Origin of the sequence: Diplocloster modestus, assembly GCF_019042245.1 — a bacterium.
Classification (GTDB): Bacteria; Bacillota; Clostridia; order Lachnospirales; family Lachnospiraceae; genus Diplocloster; species Diplocloster modestus.
The window spans coordinates 83,864-99,200 of the sequence record NZ_JAHQCX010000017.1; the positions used below are offsets into that span (position 1 = coordinate 83,864).

General features: G+C 49.7%; 13 protein-coding genes. All 13 read right to left on the reverse strand.

The genetic code is table 11. The annotated features are described in order from the left end of the window. Positions 1 to 3: 3 nt before the first annotated feature. Positions 4 to 792 carry a septum site-determining protein MinD gene (minD, locus tag KTH90_RS19775; RefSeq protein ID WP_158354903.1) on the reverse strand — a complete coding sequence of 263 codons (789 nt, stop codon included), beginning with the start codon at positions 790 to 792 and terminating at the stop codon, positions 4 to 6. Positions 793 to 813: 21 nt separating this feature from the next. Then, positions 814 to 1,479, reverse strand: coding sequence for a septum site-determining protein MinC (minC, locus tag KTH90_RS19780; protein ID WP_158354901.1), 666 nt, complete (start codon positions 1,477 to 1,479; stop codon positions 814 to 816). Positions 1,480 to 1,490: 11 nt separating this feature from the next. Then, positions 1,491 to 4,349: a penicillin-binding transpeptidase domain-containing protein gene (locus tag KTH90_RS19785; RefSeq protein WP_330656120.1), complete on the reverse strand. Its 2,859-nt coding sequence runs from the start codon at positions 4,347 to 4,349 to the stop codon at positions 1,491 to 1,493. Continuing rightward, positions 4,342 to 4,860, reverse strand: coding sequence for a rod shape-determining protein MreD (mreD, locus tag KTH90_RS19790; protein ID WP_158354899.1), 519 nt, complete (start codon positions 4,858 to 4,860; stop codon positions 4,342 to 4,344). The genes KTH90_RS19785 and mreD overlap by 8 nt, the downstream gene beginning before the upstream one ends. Positions 4,861 to 4,898: 38 nt before the next feature. Continuing rightward, positions 4,899 to 5,738 carry a rod shape-determining protein MreC gene (mreC, locus tag KTH90_RS19795; RefSeq protein WP_158354898.1) on the reverse strand — a complete coding sequence of 280 codons (840 nt, stop codon included), beginning with the start codon at positions 5,736 to 5,738 and terminating at the stop codon, positions 4,899 to 4,901. Positions 5,739 to 5,755: 17 nt separating this feature from the next. Beyond that, positions 5,756 to 6,772, reverse strand: coding sequence for a rod shape-determining protein (mreB, locus tag KTH90_RS19800; RefSeq protein WP_158354896.1), 1,017 nt, complete (start codon positions 6,770 to 6,772; stop codon positions 5,756 to 5,758). Positions 6,773 to 6,787: 15 nt separating this feature from the next. Continuing rightward, the gene (gene radC, locus KTH90_RS19805; protein WP_158354894.1) at positions 6,788 to 7,486 is read right to left on the reverse strand and encodes a RadC family protein; all 699 of its coding nucleotides are present in this window, start codon (positions 7,484 to 7,486) and stop codon (positions 6,788 to 6,790) included. 113 nt (positions 7,487 to 7,599) lie between these two features. Further along, positions 7,600 to 7,860, reverse strand: coding sequence for a DUF4321 domain-containing protein (locus tag KTH90_RS19810; protein ID WP_158344347.1), 261 nt, complete (start codon positions 7,858 to 7,860; stop codon positions 7,600 to 7,602). A 74-nt stretch (positions 7,861 to 7,934) separates the two neighbouring features. Beyond that, positions 7,935 to 9,527 carry an NAD(P)/FAD-dependent oxidoreductase gene (locus tag KTH90_RS19815; protein WP_158354891.1) on the reverse strand — a complete coding sequence of 531 codons (1,593 nt, stop codon included), beginning with the start codon at positions 9,525 to 9,527 and terminating at the stop codon, positions 7,935 to 7,937. A 2-nt stretch (positions 9,528 to 9,529) separates the two neighbouring features. Continuing rightward, complete coding sequence (locus KTH90_RS19820) at positions 9,530 to 10,765, reverse strand: BaiN/RdsA family NAD(P)/FAD-dependent oxidoreductase (RefSeq protein WP_158354889.1); 1,236 nt, start codon at positions 10,763 to 10,765, stop codon at positions 9,530 to 9,532. Next, positions 10,762 to 12,039 carry a methionine gamma-lyase family protein gene (locus tag KTH90_RS19825; protein ID WP_158354887.1) on the reverse strand — a complete coding sequence of 426 codons (1,278 nt, stop codon included), beginning with the start codon at positions 12,037 to 12,039 and terminating at the stop codon, positions 10,762 to 10,764. Before KTH90_RS19825 ends, KTH90_RS19820 begins: the two co-directional genes overlap by 4 nt. A gap of 128 nt (positions 12,040 to 12,167) precedes the next feature. Next, positions 12,168 to 13,094: a tRNA (adenosine(37)-N6)-dimethylallyltransferase MiaA gene (gene miaA / locus KTH90_RS19830; RefSeq protein ID WP_158354885.1), complete on the reverse strand. Its 927-nt coding sequence runs from the start codon at positions 13,092 to 13,094 to the stop codon at positions 12,168 to 12,170. Positions 13,095 to 13,139: 45 nt separating this feature from the next. After that, entirely contained in the window at positions 13,140 to 15,314 is a 2,175-nt protein-coding gene (gene mutL, locus KTH90_RS19835) for a DNA mismatch repair endonuclease MutL (RefSeq protein WP_158354883.1), read from the reverse strand. Positions 15,315 to 15,337: the final 23 nt, after the last annotated feature.

Genomic DNA, 15,337 nt, shown 5'->3' on the forward strand with positions numbered 1-15,337 from the left:
TGATCATTTTTTAAATAAACCGGCCAGTTTTGCAAAGAATCCGCTGCTGACTGCCAAATCCATCAGCGGCACATCTTCTCCTATTACCCTCCTGCAGATATTCATAAATGCCTGTCCGGCCATGGAATCGCTTCCTACCAGCGGCTCGCCCTGGTTTGTGGCGACGACAATGTTCTCATCATCCGGAACCGCGCCGATCAGATTGATAGCCAGGATATCCACCACATCATCAATGGACATCATATCTCCCCGCTTCACCATATCCATGCGGATTCTGTTCACGATCAGCTCGATCTTTTTTAAACCATTGGCTTCCAGCAGCCCGATGATACGGTCCGCATCCCGGATCGCAGATACTTCCGGAGTCGTCACAATCAGTGCCCGGTCCGCTCCTGCGATGGCGTTTTTGAATCCCTGCTCGATTCCCGCGGGGCAGTCCAGAAGTATGTAGTCAAATTCTTCCCTCAATTCATCGGTCAGTTTTTTCATCTGCTCAGGGGTGACCGAAGTTTTGTCTCTGGTCTGCGCGGACGGCAGCAGATGAAGGTTGGGATATCTTTTGTCCTTGATTAAAGCCTGTTTAATCCGGCAGTTTCCTTCTATTACATCAACCAGATTATAGACAATCCTGTTCTCCAGGCCCATAACCACATCCAGGTTCCGCAGCCCTATATCCGTATCGATCAAAACCACCTTTTTATCCAATTTGGCAAGGCCTGTTCCGACGTTGGCCGTAGTTGTCGTCTTCCCGACGCCGCCTTTGCCTGATGTTACTACAATTACTTCACTCATGCTGATTCCCTCCAAATGTTTTTATAAATTTAGTTCTCCGATGGATTCTTTGGTAATTGGCTCGATATAGATATTGCCGTCCTCCACATAGGAGATTTTCGGCTCATTATCGCTCTTCTTATGTGATTCATCCGGGCAGCGGGCGATCACGTCGCCGATCCTGATCTGCATGGGATGCATGGATAAGGCCGCCACAAAGGCGTTTTGATTTCCATTCGCTCCCGCATAGGCATTCCCCTTAAATGCCCCCAGAATAACAATGTTGCCTTTGGCAATCACCTTCGCCCCGGGATTTACATCACCCAGGATTACGATGCTTGTCTCAGACTCCAGCACCTGGCCGGATCTTAAAGTGCCTTTATAAAATTGTCCGTCATGGGCGGAAATTTCATTCAATTTCTCATCCAGTGATTTTTTGAATTCCTGTTCTTTCTGCAGATCTGTGTCTACCACACACAGAACCTTGATATCGGAATTCTCACTGATCGCTTCTAATGCCTGCCCTATCTCTTCTTCCGATAATTTTCTTCCTTCAAAGCTGACAACCATCTGTGCATCTTTAAAAAATTTGGCTGAGTCACGGAACTTTTCAGCAATCTTGTCCAGCAGTTCCGGGAAAGGCATGTCCCGGTCCAGAATCACAATAATACCGTACCGATTGCTTTTGATGATTACAGGCTGATTCATTGCTAATCCCCCTAGTCTCCTGTTACTGTTTGTGTTTCTGTGGCAGTACCGCTTATAATCTCCTCCGCGCTTGCCAGTTTAAAATAGTATTTTACAATATCTCTTGTGACTTCCGCAGTATTCGCGGATGTATAGCCGTTGGCGATCCGTGTCGCGATAGCGATCTCGGGCTGGTCATAGGGCGCATACCCCACGAACAACGCATGGTCCGGCCTGCTGGTGGTCTGCTGTGCCGTACCGGTCTTACCTGCGGCCTGCACCGTCAATCCGTCGAAAGCCGAGGTCTTTTCTACCACCATACGCATGCCCTCGTGGACTGCATTCCAGACCGTATCCGGAAGATCCACTTTATTGCCTTCCTTGGTTCCAAATGTTTTTATAGTTTCTCCGGATGGACTGGCCACTTTATCCAAAAGTGTCAGCTCATAACAATTGCCGGAATTGGCAACCGTCATCACATAGCGGTTCAGCTCGGAAGTCGTATAGGCGTGGGAGCCCTGTCCGATCGCAGAACGCACCGCATCCTCCTCGGAAAACTGCGGCTCCGATTCCGGAATCTCGATCCCGGACTTGGAAGTCAGGCCGAACATCGCCGCATATTTTTTCAGACGTTCCAGGCCGTATTCGCTCTTATAGGTGCCATTGACAGTCCCCAGCCGGTAACCCACTTCGTAGAAAAAGTAGTTACAGGAATCCCGAAGCGCCGTTGACACGTTCTCCGCGCCGTGAGTTCCATGGGAGCGGTTATAGAGCCAGCATTTCGGTGATGGTGTTATTTTATCATAAACACCCAAATCTTGTATAGTGGCAGTTGTAGAAATCACCTGTTCGGAGAGTCCCGCAACTGCGGATAACATCTTAAAGGTAGAACCGGGAGCCGTACGCTCCTGGGTCGCCCTGTTATACATGGGAGCCGCCTCTTTATCCGACTGCAGCTTCTGGAAGTATGCCGAATCCATGGAATTCGCCAGCCGGTTGTTATCGTACCCCGGATAGGATACGCTGGCCAGAACCTGTCCGGTATTCACATCGGTAATTACCGCGGAACCGGAACATGGGTCCAGCCCCAGCTGGCCCGGTGTTATCTGGAGATTCGAGATCTTTTTCATCATAAACTGGTAAGCTGACATCTGGCCGCTCTCAACCGCCGCTTTGTCCTCGTCGTCGGCCGGAAGAATGCCCTGCTCATATAATAACATACAAACTTCTTTCCCGCTAAGGGAATTATCGCGGATCATGTATTTATAAATGAGAGAACTGAACCCTTCCTCGTTTTCCAGGGAGGTGATGATATAATCCACCAGCGCGTCATAGATCTGAGCGGAATCCAGATATTTATCTTCCACAGATATATTGGAAATATCGACCCACTCTTTGGAAATCGCATACTCCAGATATTCCTTAAGTCCGATGGTCTCGTCCGTTTTCCAGGCGATATAAGTGGGATCTTTGGTATCCACAGCCTTGGAGATCAATATCTCATGATCCGTCAGGAATGTGTTGACGATATAACTCATATAGGACTGCATATCCTTCGGCAGCGCCCGGTAAGCGGTTGGGGCAGCGGAGGTGAGTTCGGACCGGATCCGGCTTAACACGCTTTGCTGGCTTCCGACGAATTTATCATACACCGCGCTTTCCGTCTCCTTAGCTTCCGGCTTGGCGAAATGCCCGGTATCCAGTACTCTGTGTTTGAAAAATGCATAATATACGTCGTCGATGGGAATGACGATATCTCCGGCTCCGCTGTTGGATGAGGGAGTGTACTCTTTGATATTCCGGATCTTGGATATCAGAATTCCCGCCAGCTTCTGTTCGATAATGTCGTAGACGGCTATCTGCAGATCCCGGTCGATGGTCAGATACAGATCGTTGCCCGCCTCCGGTTCGGTCCGCTCGGATACCTCGAGAACCTTGCCCAGGTTGTCTACATAGAACTTTTCCATTCCCTTTTTCCCCTGCAGGTCGGTTTCCATATATTGTTCGATTCCGGATTTTCCGATGATATCATTCAGGGCATAGCTGTCATCCTGTTTCTTCAGCTCATCCAGCTCTTCCTGGGACGCTTTGCCGGTATAACCGATAATATGGGAAAAGTACAGGCTGTCGTTATATCTGCGGAGAAATCCTTTCTCTATCTGTACCCCCTGCAGCTTATCGCTGTTTTCCATGATAACCGCAACGGTCTCGTCGCTGACATCTGTCGCGATCGTGGTCGCCATATATTTCTGATAGCTGTTTCCGGCCATGGCAAACCGCACACTGGCTATTTTCAGTATCTCTTCTTTTGTGAAATCGGCAGAGATACCGTATCCGGTCTTATTATCCGCGCACAGACGCGCCATAATCGTGTCGGCAGACGCATTTTTCTGCTCAGGTTCCAGCGCATCTATGGTTTTCTTCCCGTAAACGTCGGCGCGGAAGCGCATCAGGGAAGTCCCTTCCACTGAGAAGATATAGTTATCGTTACTGTCCAGCACAATCTGGAAATCGCTGATCATGGTATCGCCGTTGCCTTCCACGATCTGTATTACCTGATCGATAATATGGTTGAGCTCCTGATTTTTTTTCGATATGCTGTCATATTCCCCGTTGTCCTCTATGGTAACAGAATAAGCCAGCTCGTTATAAGCCAGCAGATTCCCCTTACTGTCGTAAATATTACCTCTGGTGCCGTTTAAAACCCGCTCTTTTTTTATTTTCAGCGTAAACGTATTTAAATAATCCTCTCCATTCACGATCTGAAGAACAAACAGCCTCTGAACCAGTAAGGCCGCCAGCGCGAGAAAGACGATTATCATGACAAACTCTCTGGATTTTACAACGTCCAGGATATAATCTTTGATATCTCTTAGTAACTCTCTAAACAAATTTGTTTGCACTCCTTTTCTCGGCCGCCTCCAGCTTCCGGTTGATCCACAGAATAATCCGGTAAAGGATCACGGTAACCACCACGGTGTACACCACCTCCGGAATGATCACGTGGACCAGGTAATACGGAAAATCCAGCCTGTTGCGCAGCAAAAACAAAAAGAAATAAATCACAAAACTGAATACAATCTCGCTTAAAGTGATCAGGATCATGGGCAGCTTCACATCCTCGTCGAAAAAGATCTTGTGAAAGAATCCGTTCCCATACCCAATCAGCATGTACATCAGCGCGTAAAAGCCCAAAATGTCACCATAAAAAATATCTATCAAAAAGCCGCAGAAAAAGCCAATGATCAGCCCTTCCTTTTTGCCTCTCATGAAACCAAAGGAGGAAGTAACGACAATCAGCAGGTTCGGAGATATACTCGCCAGAGCCAGGCTCTGGAACAGCGTACACTGCAGCACATAACATACAATTATCAATACGGTGACCACCAGAGTTCTCTTCACTTGCCTTTTGTCCTCCTTTCTGCCGGTAATTTCCAGTATTATTTCAGATCCGTGATCACCAGCACTTCTTCCAGATGCTCAAAATCCACCACCGGAGTGATCGTACCTGATTTTGTCAGGTTATTGGCGTCCGGTACGATTTCTTTTACATATCCGATCAGTATCCGCGGCAGATACTTGCTGCTGATAATCGATGTTACCACTTTGTCCCCTGCATTGACCTTATTCTCTTTGTCCGACAGTTCACTGAACTGGATAATCCCCTCGTTCATCAACTGCAGATTTCCTTCCACAATACAGCGGTCCGAAGTGGTCTCGATCATGGCGCTGACGTTGGTAGTGTCGTCGATGATCGACCTGACTGTGGCATAATCTGGTCCTACCTCGGTGATTATCCCCACCAGCCCGCCGCCTGCGATTACATTCATATCCACCGCCAGGCCGTCATTGGTACCTTTATCAATCAGAAATTTGTCGAACCAATTGCCGGGGTCCTTTCCAATGATTCTGGCTCCGACTTTCTGGTAATCAGAATATTCGGAATCCAGCTTCACCAGTTCCCGCAGACGTTCCAGCTCGAATTTATCCTGCTGAAGGATCGTATTCTCCTCCGTCAGCTCGTCCACCTGCTGCTGCAGCTCCTGATTTTTGGCCCGGACTTCTTTTAAATCCGCCAGATTCTCCTTCTTATCGCTGATCCACCAGCCGATCTGATTGATCCCCTTCTGGATCGGTACAAAGACGTAGTTAGAGACACTGCGCAGTGGCCCTGTAGCCAGATCCGTAGTGAACGTAAGCAGCATCAGCCCGATACACAGCAGGGTAAGGACCAGCAGCAGATATTTACTTGGTATCGAAAATCTCTTTTTCTTTCTCATGAATAACCTCTGTCCGATTAATGATAAACCCTGGTCTGCCGTACAAAGTTCAGGGAACGCAGGCTGTCATCGGCGATAATGTTCGCCAGCCCTCTTACCACACTCTCTTCCGGCTCTTCCACGATATTCGCTTTCAGATTCGTCTCCTTGCGTATGAATTTGTCCAGATTCCGGATTCTGGAAGAACCGCCGGTCACATATACACCGTTGGCCACGATATCCGCAGCCAGTTCCGGCGGCGTCCTCTCCAGTATGATTTTAACAGAATCGATAATCGTATGCAGATGATCAGAAATCGCCTCGAAAATCAGAGTGCCCGGCACTTCCACCTCCACTGGCAGCCCGGTAACCACATCGATCCCATATGCTTTCGCGCTGGCTTCTTCACAGTCCGTGGCACACGCCAGCTGCTTTTTCAGATTTTCGGCGGTTTTGTCACCGATATAAAAATTATATTCCCGTTTCAGCACATTCTGGATATCCTCATCCAGCTGGTTTCCGCCCACATGGATCAGGCGGCTGATCACGATCCCTCCCAGAGAGATAATCGCGATCTCGGTGGTATCCGCCCCGATATTGATGATCATAACGCCTTTGGCACTCTTAACATCCACACCCAGTCCCACAGCATCGGCTACCGCCTTTTCCACCATATCCACCTGCTTGGGTTTAAAATTGCTGTTTAACACCACATCATGAAACGCTTTCTTCTCCACTTCCGTGATGTCGTTGGAAAATGTCATGATAAATTCACTTCCCTTTAAACTGCCTTTCGAATGGCTGCTTAAGAATTTGGAAAGGAGCTGCTGCATTGCATTGATATTGGAAATCACGCCATTGTTCATCGGGAAAAACACGTTGATATTAGCCGGCGCTTTTTCATACATCTCAAAGGCCTCATCCCCGATGGCAAACACATCCTTTTTATTGGCAATGGCTATAATATTCTTCTCTTTATAAATCTGGTCGGCATGCCGGTCGTAGATTTTGATATTGCATGTCCCTAAATCCACTCCAAAAACATTGTTCGTCATTTTGCGTTAGTCCTCCTAAATAATTCCTCTTTCCTGTAAACTACAGTATTTTTGATCTCCTATAATAATATGATCTAACATGCGGATACCGATCAGTTCTCCGGACTGTTTGATCCTTCTGGATATGTCCACATCCGCTTTGCTGGGAGACGGATCTCCGCTGGGATGGTTATGGACCAGGATCATATTGACCGCTCCGTAACGCAGTGCCAGAATAAATATTTCCCGTGGGGATACTAAAGAAGCATTGACGGTACCTTTGAAAATAACCTGTTCTCTCAACAAGCGATTTTTGGAATTCAGAAGCAGCACCATGAGATGTTCCTGCTCTAGATGACGGAAATCTTCCATATAATAATCCGCAATAGTAGACGGCCTTTCAAAACGAAGGCTCTCTGTCGCAGCTTTTTTGGCTATTCTCCTGGATAATTCAGCCACACACTGTATCTGAATGGCCTTCACTTTCCCAATTCCCTTTATCTTCATCAAATCCTGTATCCCAACACGGCAGACTCCCAGAAGCCCCTGTCCGATACCGGATAGCTGTAATATTCGATCCGCCAGATCCAGACTGCGTTCCCCTTTGACGCCGCTGCGGATGATCACCGCCAGAAGCTCTGTGTCTGTCAGCGCCCCCGCGCCCAGAGCCAGACATTTTTCATAGGGCCTCTGATCACTTGGCATTTCTTTTACCGTTATGTTCTTTTTTTCCATGTTCTATCACTCCTTAGTATTGTCTCTCTCCAATCGCGACAATACGGCTGCGCCGTTCCTACTAAGGATTCTTACTGTATGAAACGATATGAATCATTGGTATTTCTTGATCGTTATATCATTCGGTAAATGATTATACCCAGAATGACACCGATAATGCTGGCTATGGTTATTTTAATATGAAGTCCGAACGTGATGACCAGAATCCCCAGATTCAGGATAATGGGACTGTCCAGTCCGAACTGCTGCCCGTAATTCAGCCAGCTTAAGAAGGATACTCCTTCTGTCAGGGAGCCGATAAAGCCACCCAGTACAATTCCTGCCAGAATGAGCAGAAAACATGCCCACGCATTTTTACCTGCTGATGCTCTCATAAACCTTATCCTCCGATTTTTTATTCTAACACAAAACAGGATGCTTGTATATCTATAATTTCCTTAATAATTTGTTAAGCAAGAGGCTTAAACCTCTGTGCAACGGCTTCGGCGGTCTTTATTCCGTCCATGGCCGCCGACGTGATTCCTCCCGCATATCCCGCTCCCTCTCCACAGGGATAAAGCCCCTGTATTTCACTTTCATAAGAAGAGTTCCGCAGGATCCTGACCGGGGAAGATGTACGGCTTTCCACACCGGAAAGTATACTGTCCGGCCTTGCGAATCCCGGTATTTTATTTGCGAACACCGGCATGGCTTCCAGGATAGATCTGGATAAAACCTCTGGGAAAACCTCCCGCAGATCCGCGAACTTCCATTCCCCTTTGATGGAGGGCACGATATCTCCCAGATTCCGGCTGGGCACGGCTTCCCGAAAATCTTTCAGAAGCTGTACCGGAATCCTGCCTTCCCCCGCCCGGAATGCGGCATGCTCCAGTCTCCGCTGAAATTCTACTCCCCCGAGAATATCTACGGAACCAAAATCATCCGGCGTAACCGTCACCACGATAGCGCTGTTTGCGTTGCTCCCGTCGCGGGCCTGGTAACTCATACCGTTCACGGCGATGGCCTCCCGCTCGGAACTGGCATTCACCACATATCCTCCCGGACACATGCAAAACGAATATACGCTGTGACCGGTGGACACGGACGCGGTAACCTTATAATCCGCAGCAGGCAGTTTGCCCGCAGCTTCTGCCCCGTATTGTGCCAGATTAATCATATCCTGGGGATGCTCCACCCGGACCCCCACGGCAAACGGCTTCGGCTGCATGGGAACGGCCAGTTCCTTTAACCGGGCAAACGTATCTCTGGCGCTGTGTCCGACCGCCAGTACCACCAGCTCGGCCGGTATGCGTCCGGTACCGTTAACGGTTACTGAACAGATCCGCTGATTCCTGATTTCCAGATCCGTCACCCTGGAATGAAACCGGATCTCTCCGCCCAGGCGGACGATCTCCTGCCGGATATTTTTTACCACGGTTTCCAGAACATCGGTACCGATATGAGGTTTGTGTTCGATCAGGATATCCGGTGACGCGCCCGCTTCCGTGAAGATCTCCAGGACCTTCCGGCTGCGGCCGGCATTATCTTTGACCAGGGTATTCAGTTTGCCGTCTGAGAAGGTTCCCGCTCCGCCCTCCCCGAATTGGACATTCGATTCCGTGTCCAGTACCCCTGTCCGCCAGAAGCGTTCCACCGCGGACTTTCGCTCCTCCATACCAGCTCCCCGCTCCAGGACCAGAGGCTGATACCCATGCTGGGCTAACAGAAGCGCACAGAACAAACCGGCCGGACCGCTCCCGATTATCACCGGCCGGTTTGTAAGCGGCTGCGCTCCCGAAACCTGGAACTGATACCGCTGTTTCTTTACCAAGGTCAGATTTTTACTGTTTCTCTTTTTCAAAAACTGCTGTTCCTTTGGGATATCCACATCGATGGCATAGACATAGAAGATGTCCGGCTTTTTTCTGGCATCGATGGAGCGCTTTATGATATGGAAATTCTTTATCTGTTCCGTAGGCAGCTTCAGGGCGTTTGCAACTGCCTGCTGAAGCATTTCCGGGGTATGCCCGATGTTCAGTTTTAACTGTTGAATGCGGATCATTGTTATTCCTTTCTTGGCAGCCGGCCTCCTGCTGCGCTGGTGCCGGCAATATAGCCGCTGGTCCAGGCCCACTGGAGATTATAACCGCCGCAGGCTCCGTCAATATCCAAAAGTTCACCGGCCAGATACAGTCCCGGGACGATCCTGGATTCCATGGTGCCGGGATCAACTTCTTGCGTATCTACCCCTCCGGCGCAGGTCTGTGCCTGGTCAAAAGAATTGGTGCCGGTGATGTCCACCGGATATGCTTTCAGCAGCAGGACCAGCTTCATCACTCCCTCCGGCGCAAGCTGGCCCACCGGCAAAGCCGCCTCCAGTCCGGCCTTATGGAGCACCGCCTCCGGAAGCTTTCCGGGCAGCATACCGGTAAAGAACTGTCCCATCCGCTTATACGATATATGACTGATTCGCTGCTGAAAAAACGTCAACAGATTATCCGCCGTAAACTCAGGAAAGAAATCTAACCATACCTGGACCTTTTTCTGCTGTTCCAGCGCCTCTGCGGCAAAACGGCTGATCTGAAATACAGGGATACCTGATATCCCATACCCGGTCAGCTGAACTTCTCCCTGATCTGACTGAACCGCGTAATCTCCTACTCTTAAGGTCGCTTTCGCTTCCGCACGGATGCCGGCCAGCTTCTGAAACTCCTTACCGGCTGCCTTTAGCTGCACCAGCGCTGGAAGAGGCTTCACAATCCGGTGCCCCAGCTGTTCGGCCAGCTGATATCCGCTGCCGTCCGAACCTGTCTTCGGAGCGGCTTTCGAACCTGTGCACAGGATCAGAGCGTCGGCCGGATAGGTCCAGCTCTCTGTTTCTATCAGAAAATGCTTGTCCGCAGATATAGACCGTATGGCAGAATTACAGGATATTTTTACATGCTGATGTTCATTTTCGGCTCTCAATACTTCCGCCACATCAGCCGCCTGATCAGAATGTGGATATAGATAGCCGTTTCTGTTTTTTGTATAAATTCCCAGTTCGCCGAAAAATTTAATCGTATCCGGCACGGAAAACCGTTTGATAGCCTCCTGTGCAAATTCCGGATGTGACCCTCTGTAATTTCCCGGTGATTGATCGATATTTGTCAGATTACACCGGCCGTTACCGGTTAAACGGATTTTTTTCCCGATCTGTGGCGTATGTTCCAGAATGGTCACCTGAGCACCTGTGCGCGCCGCAGCGATACCCGCCATCAGCCCGGAAGCCCCGGCACCCACGATCACAACTTTTTTCATAGTCTTACCACTCCCGCATCGATCAGCTTCTGCAACGACATCAGTATTCCAAACTTGGCATGGGGCCATGTAAGCCCTCCCTGGAAATAGACAGCGTAAGGCGGCTTGATGGGACCGTCCGCGCTTAATTCTATGGAGGAACCCGACACGAACGCTCCCGCAGCCATGATCACATCACTGTCATAACCGGGCATCGCCCAGGGCTCCGGGGTCACATGGCTGTCCACCGGAGCTGCCGCCTGTATTCCTTTACAGAATGCGATCACACCCTCCGGCTTTCCGAAGGTAACTGCCTGTATAATGTCATGCCGGCTCTCCTGCGCATTGGGCACCACGGGAAAACCCAGAGCCTCATAGACATTAGCCGCGAATACAGCCCCTTTTAATGCGCTGGCCGTGACTGTGGGAGCCAGAAAGAAGCCTTGATAAAAAGAATTCAGTATGCCCAGAGTCGCTCCGACTTCCCTGCCCAATCCAGGTGAGGTCAGACGGTACGCGCAGTTTTCGATCAGCTCCTGCTTTCCGACGATATAGCCTCCGATCGGCGCCAGGCCGCCGCCGGGATTTTTAATCAGAGATCCCACACATAGATCCGCTCCCACGTCGGTGGGCTCTACCGTCTCCACGAATTCTCCGTAACAATTATCCACCATGCAGATCACTTCCGGCTTTATCTCCTTTACAAACCGGATCAGCTCACCTATTCTCTCCACAGACAAGGTAGGTCGGGTCTGATAGCCTTTCGACCTTTGGATGGTCACCAGCTTCGTTTTCGCGTTAATGGCTCTGCGGATATTCTCATAGTCAAAACCACCGTCCTCCATAAGATCCACCTGCCGGTACGTGATACCATACTCCGCCAGGGACCCCTTGGAAGGCCGGATCCCAATGACTTCCTCCAGCGTATCATAGGGCTTTCCAACCGGTGAGAACAGCTCGTCCCCCGGACGCAGATTCGCCGCCAGCGCCACAGCCAGCGCATGGGTCCCACAGGTCAGCTGCGGCCGCACCAGAGCACTTTCGGTATGAAAGGCTGATGCGTATACTTCCTCCAGCGTATCCCGTCCCAGGTCATTGTATCCATACCCGCTGGTAGCAGCAAAGCACGCTTCGCTTACCCTGTGCCGCTGCATGGCCTTTATCACCTTCAGCTGGTTATATTCCGCGATTTTATCAATCTGCTCAAAACGTTCTGCCAGGGTACCTTCTATCTCTTTTCCATATTGAAATACTTGCGGGCTGACGCCCAGGTCTTTATACATTGCTTCTGTCATTGCTCTTTTCCTTTGTTCACCTTTCCCGAATGTCGATTATGGGGGACATGTCCATTTCAATTTGGGACATGTCCATTTCAGTCTGGACATGTCCCAAACCGAAATGGACATGTCCCTATTTATACTATTTATATTTTGTTAAGCATGAACGCGAGGATCCGGTCTTCGTCGTAGTCAAAATCTGGTTTGTTGATCCAGATCACATCCCGTTCTCTTTTGAACCATGTGAGCTGGCGCTTTGCGAAATGCCGTGTGTCCCGTTTGAGAATGTAGACTGCGTCCTCAAACGTGCATTCTCCGTCGAGCCAGGCCAGGATTTCTTTGTAGCCCAGGCCCTGCATGGAAACCATTTCTTTCGTGCAGCCCATGGCTTTTAGGGCACGGACCTCGTCCGCCAATCCATCCGCCAGCATCTGATCCACCCGGGAATCAATCTGCTGATAGAGCTTCGGGCGGTCATCATTTAACACGAAGTAGGAAAATCGGTATGGGGACTCCTTCTGCCTTTCCGACTGATTGTGAGCGGATATGGGCTGGCCTGTCTGCCGGTAGTATTCAAGCGCACGGATGACGCGCTTTATATTATTGGCATGAATGATCCCGGCCGATTCCGGATCTACTTCGGATAAGCACCCGTGCAGATAAGCGGCCCCTTTTTCCCGTGCCAGCGCTTCTAATTCCTCGCGCACAGACGGATCCTCCCCGTTTTCAGTAAAATCAATGTCGTATAAAACAGCCTGGATATAAAATCCGGTACCTCCGGTTAGGATCGGTATATTCCCTCTGTCATAAATCTGTTCTATAGCTTCCTGGGCCAGTTCTTTGAATTTTACTACATGAAATTCTTCAAAGGGGGACAAGACATCGATCAGATGATGAGGCACGCCCTGCATCTCTTCCATCCGTATTTTTGCGGAACCGATGTCCATATACCGGTATACCTGCATCGAGTCCGCAGATATGATCTCTCCGCCGATGGCCTTGGCCAGACTTATGGATAAACGGGTTTTCCCCACCGCTGTCGGCCCCGTCAGGATAACAAGCGGCCGTTTCATATTGTCACCTTCTGTCTTTTATATCTATGCTCCGTCATTTTCGCCTCATACAATTCTCTTGAATTTCTTTTCCAACTCATATTTAGACATGGAAATAATCGTCGGCCTGCCATGCGGGCAGTTATATGGATTCTCCAGCTCTAAGAGCTCGTCGATCAAAGCTTTCGCTTCCGCCTCAGATAATGCCTGATTTCCTTTTACCGCGGCCTTACACGACATGGACGCGATTTTTTGATTGATCATATCTGCTTCCATGGTTATATGAAAATCCGCCAGCCCATCGATTAATTCAACCAGCAGGTCTTTCTGCGCGATACCGAACAGATTGTCCGGAACAGCCCTGACTGAGTATTCATTGCCGCCGAAAGGCTCGATCTCAAACCCAATCTGCGTGAAATAATCCTGATAACATTTCAGCAGCTCCGCTTCCTGCATGGTAAGCGTCAGAATAATCGGCGGGCTTAGCAGCTGGGACGTAAACTCCCTGGCCCCAAGGCTTTTCATGGTTCTCTCGTACAGAACCTTCTCATGGGCCGCGTGCTGGTCAATGATATACAGATGCTCCTGGAACTGTACCAGCCAATAGGTCTCAAACAGCTGTCCGATGATCCGGTGATCCATCCTGGAATCCTTATCCAGCAGTCGGTGCTCGAACAATTCCAATTGTTCTGCTTTTGTAAATCCAGAAGAATAATCGGCCGGTACACCTGCATCCGGCTGTGTTCTTATCCCGTCCGCTGCCGCCGCACTTTCCGCTTCTGCGCCTACCGTATCTATCCTTCCCTGCGTATCCGTCCGGCCGTAAAAACTTTCTTCCTGTATAAATGCCTGATACTCTGGTTTTCCATTCTCTGTCTGGTTATCCTCGTATAATCCATTCTGATGAAATTCCTTTGACGCAATATCCCCGCTGTCCTCTCCCGGGTTTCTCGTTTTATGAATAGGCTGTATCTGCTCATAGAGACGCTGCGTCTCCATCTGCGCCTCATGATTGGCACGCACACGTCTGCGCATTTCCTGCATGAAATATTCCAGGTTTTTCTGGCCCGGATCACTTTTCTTATCCGCTTCCGGCTGCAAGCTTATCCTGCTATCAGAAGGATTCCCCTTTTTTTGTGCCTCATATTCCAACCCAAAAGGACTTTTCCCTTCCGTCGCTTCGTTTACCAGTACATCCGGTTGGCCGCCCCTCCTTGTCAGCCGCAGATCCAGCGTAACTTCCGGAATCAGCTCTCTGCCGGACAGCGCATCCTTAAGGGTGCGGACGATCAGCTGATAGATCTCCTCCTGATTGGAAAAGCGCAGCTCCATCTTGGTCGGATGCACATTGACATCCAACAGATCCCCTTCAATGGTAAAATGCAGGACGGCAAACGGATATTTGTGCTGCATCATAAAGGTTTTATAGGCATCCTCAATGGCCTTGGATATAATCTGGCTCTTAATATACCGCCCGTTGATATAATAATTTTCATAATTCCGGTTGCCTCTGGATATGACCGGTTTGCCGATAAATCCCCGGATCTGCACTCCAGCATCCCCGGCCTCGACAGCGATCAGTTCAGAAGCGATCTCCCGGCCATATACACCGTAAATAATATCCTTTAGGTTTGTATTCCCGGAAGTGTGCAGCTTTACCTGCCCATTATTAATGAATTTAAAGGAAATGTCCGGATGCGACAGCGCTAATTTGATCAGCAGGTCATTGATATAGCCGGCCTCCGTCATGGCAGCTTTCAAAAACTTTTTCCGGGCCGGCGTATTATAGAAAAGATTTCTAACCAGAAATGTGGTCCCGTCAGGGGCTCCCACTTCCTCCAGACTGACTTCTTTTCCCCCTTCGATGAGATAGCGGATTCCCGTGCCCTCCGCATGGGTCTTTGTCACCAGTTCCACCTGGGCAACCGCGGCAATACTGGATAAAGCCTCGCCCCGGAATCCCAGGGAATGAATCGTCATTAAATCCTCCACTGCCCGGATCTTACTGGTGGAATGGCGCAGGAACGCCGTCGGCACCTGATCTTTCTCGATACCGCTTCCGTTATCTGTGATCCGGATGAAGCTGATGCCTCCCTCTTTTATCTCTACCGTAACCGAGCTGGCCCCTGCATCGATGGCATTCTCCGCCAGCTCCTTAACCACAGACGAAGGCCGCTCGATCACTTCACCGGCCGCGATTTTGTCGATTGTGTGTTGATCTAATACTTCTATTCTACCCATATTTTCCTCCCGTGGCGCAAGGC

What these genes read in the sequence shown, in the direction of transcription:
- minD (WP_158354903.1), bottom strand. Translation starts at nt 792, where the DNA reads ATGAGTGAAGTAATTGTAGTAACATCAGGCAAAGGCGGCGTCGGGAAG.
- minC (WP_158354901.1), bottom strand. Translation starts at nt 1,479, where the DNA reads ATGAATCAGCCTGTAATCATCAAAAGCAATCGGTACGGTATTATTGTG.
- mreC (WP_158354898.1), bottom strand. Translation starts at nt 5,738, where the DNA reads ATGAGAAAGAAAAAGAGATTTTCGATACCAAGTAAATATCTGCTGCTG.
- mreB (WP_158354896.1), bottom strand. Translation starts at nt 6,772, where the DNA reads ATGACGAACAATGTTTTTGGAGTGGATTTAGGGACATGCAATATCAAA.
- radC (WP_158354894.1), bottom strand. Translation starts at nt 7,486, where the DNA reads ATGGAAAAAAAGAACATAACGGTAAAAGAAATGCCAAGTGATCAGAGG.
- KTH90_RS19810 (WP_158344347.1), bottom strand. Translation starts at nt 7,860, where the DNA reads ATGAGAGCATCAGCAGGTAAAAATGCGTGGGCATGTTTTCTGCTCATT.
- KTH90_RS19815 (WP_158354891.1), bottom strand. Translation starts at nt 9,527, where the DNA reads ATGATCCGCATTCAACAGTTAAAACTGAACATCGGGCATACCCCGGAA.
- KTH90_RS19820 (WP_158354889.1), bottom strand. Translation starts at nt 10,765, where the DNA reads ATGAAAAAAGTTGTGATCGTGGGTGCCGGGGCTTCCGGGCTGATGGCG.
- KTH90_RS19825 (WP_158354887.1), bottom strand. Translation starts at nt 12,039, where the DNA reads ATGACAGAAGCAATGTATAAAGACCTGGGCGTCAGCCCGCAAGTATTT.
- miaA (WP_158354885.1), bottom strand. Translation starts at nt 13,094, where the DNA reads ATGAAACGGCCGCTTGTTATCCTGACGGGGCCGACAGCGGTGGGGAAA.
- mutL (WP_158354883.1), bottom strand. Translation starts at nt 15,314, where the DNA reads ATGGGTAGAATAGAAGTATTAGATCAACACACAATCGACAAAATCGCG.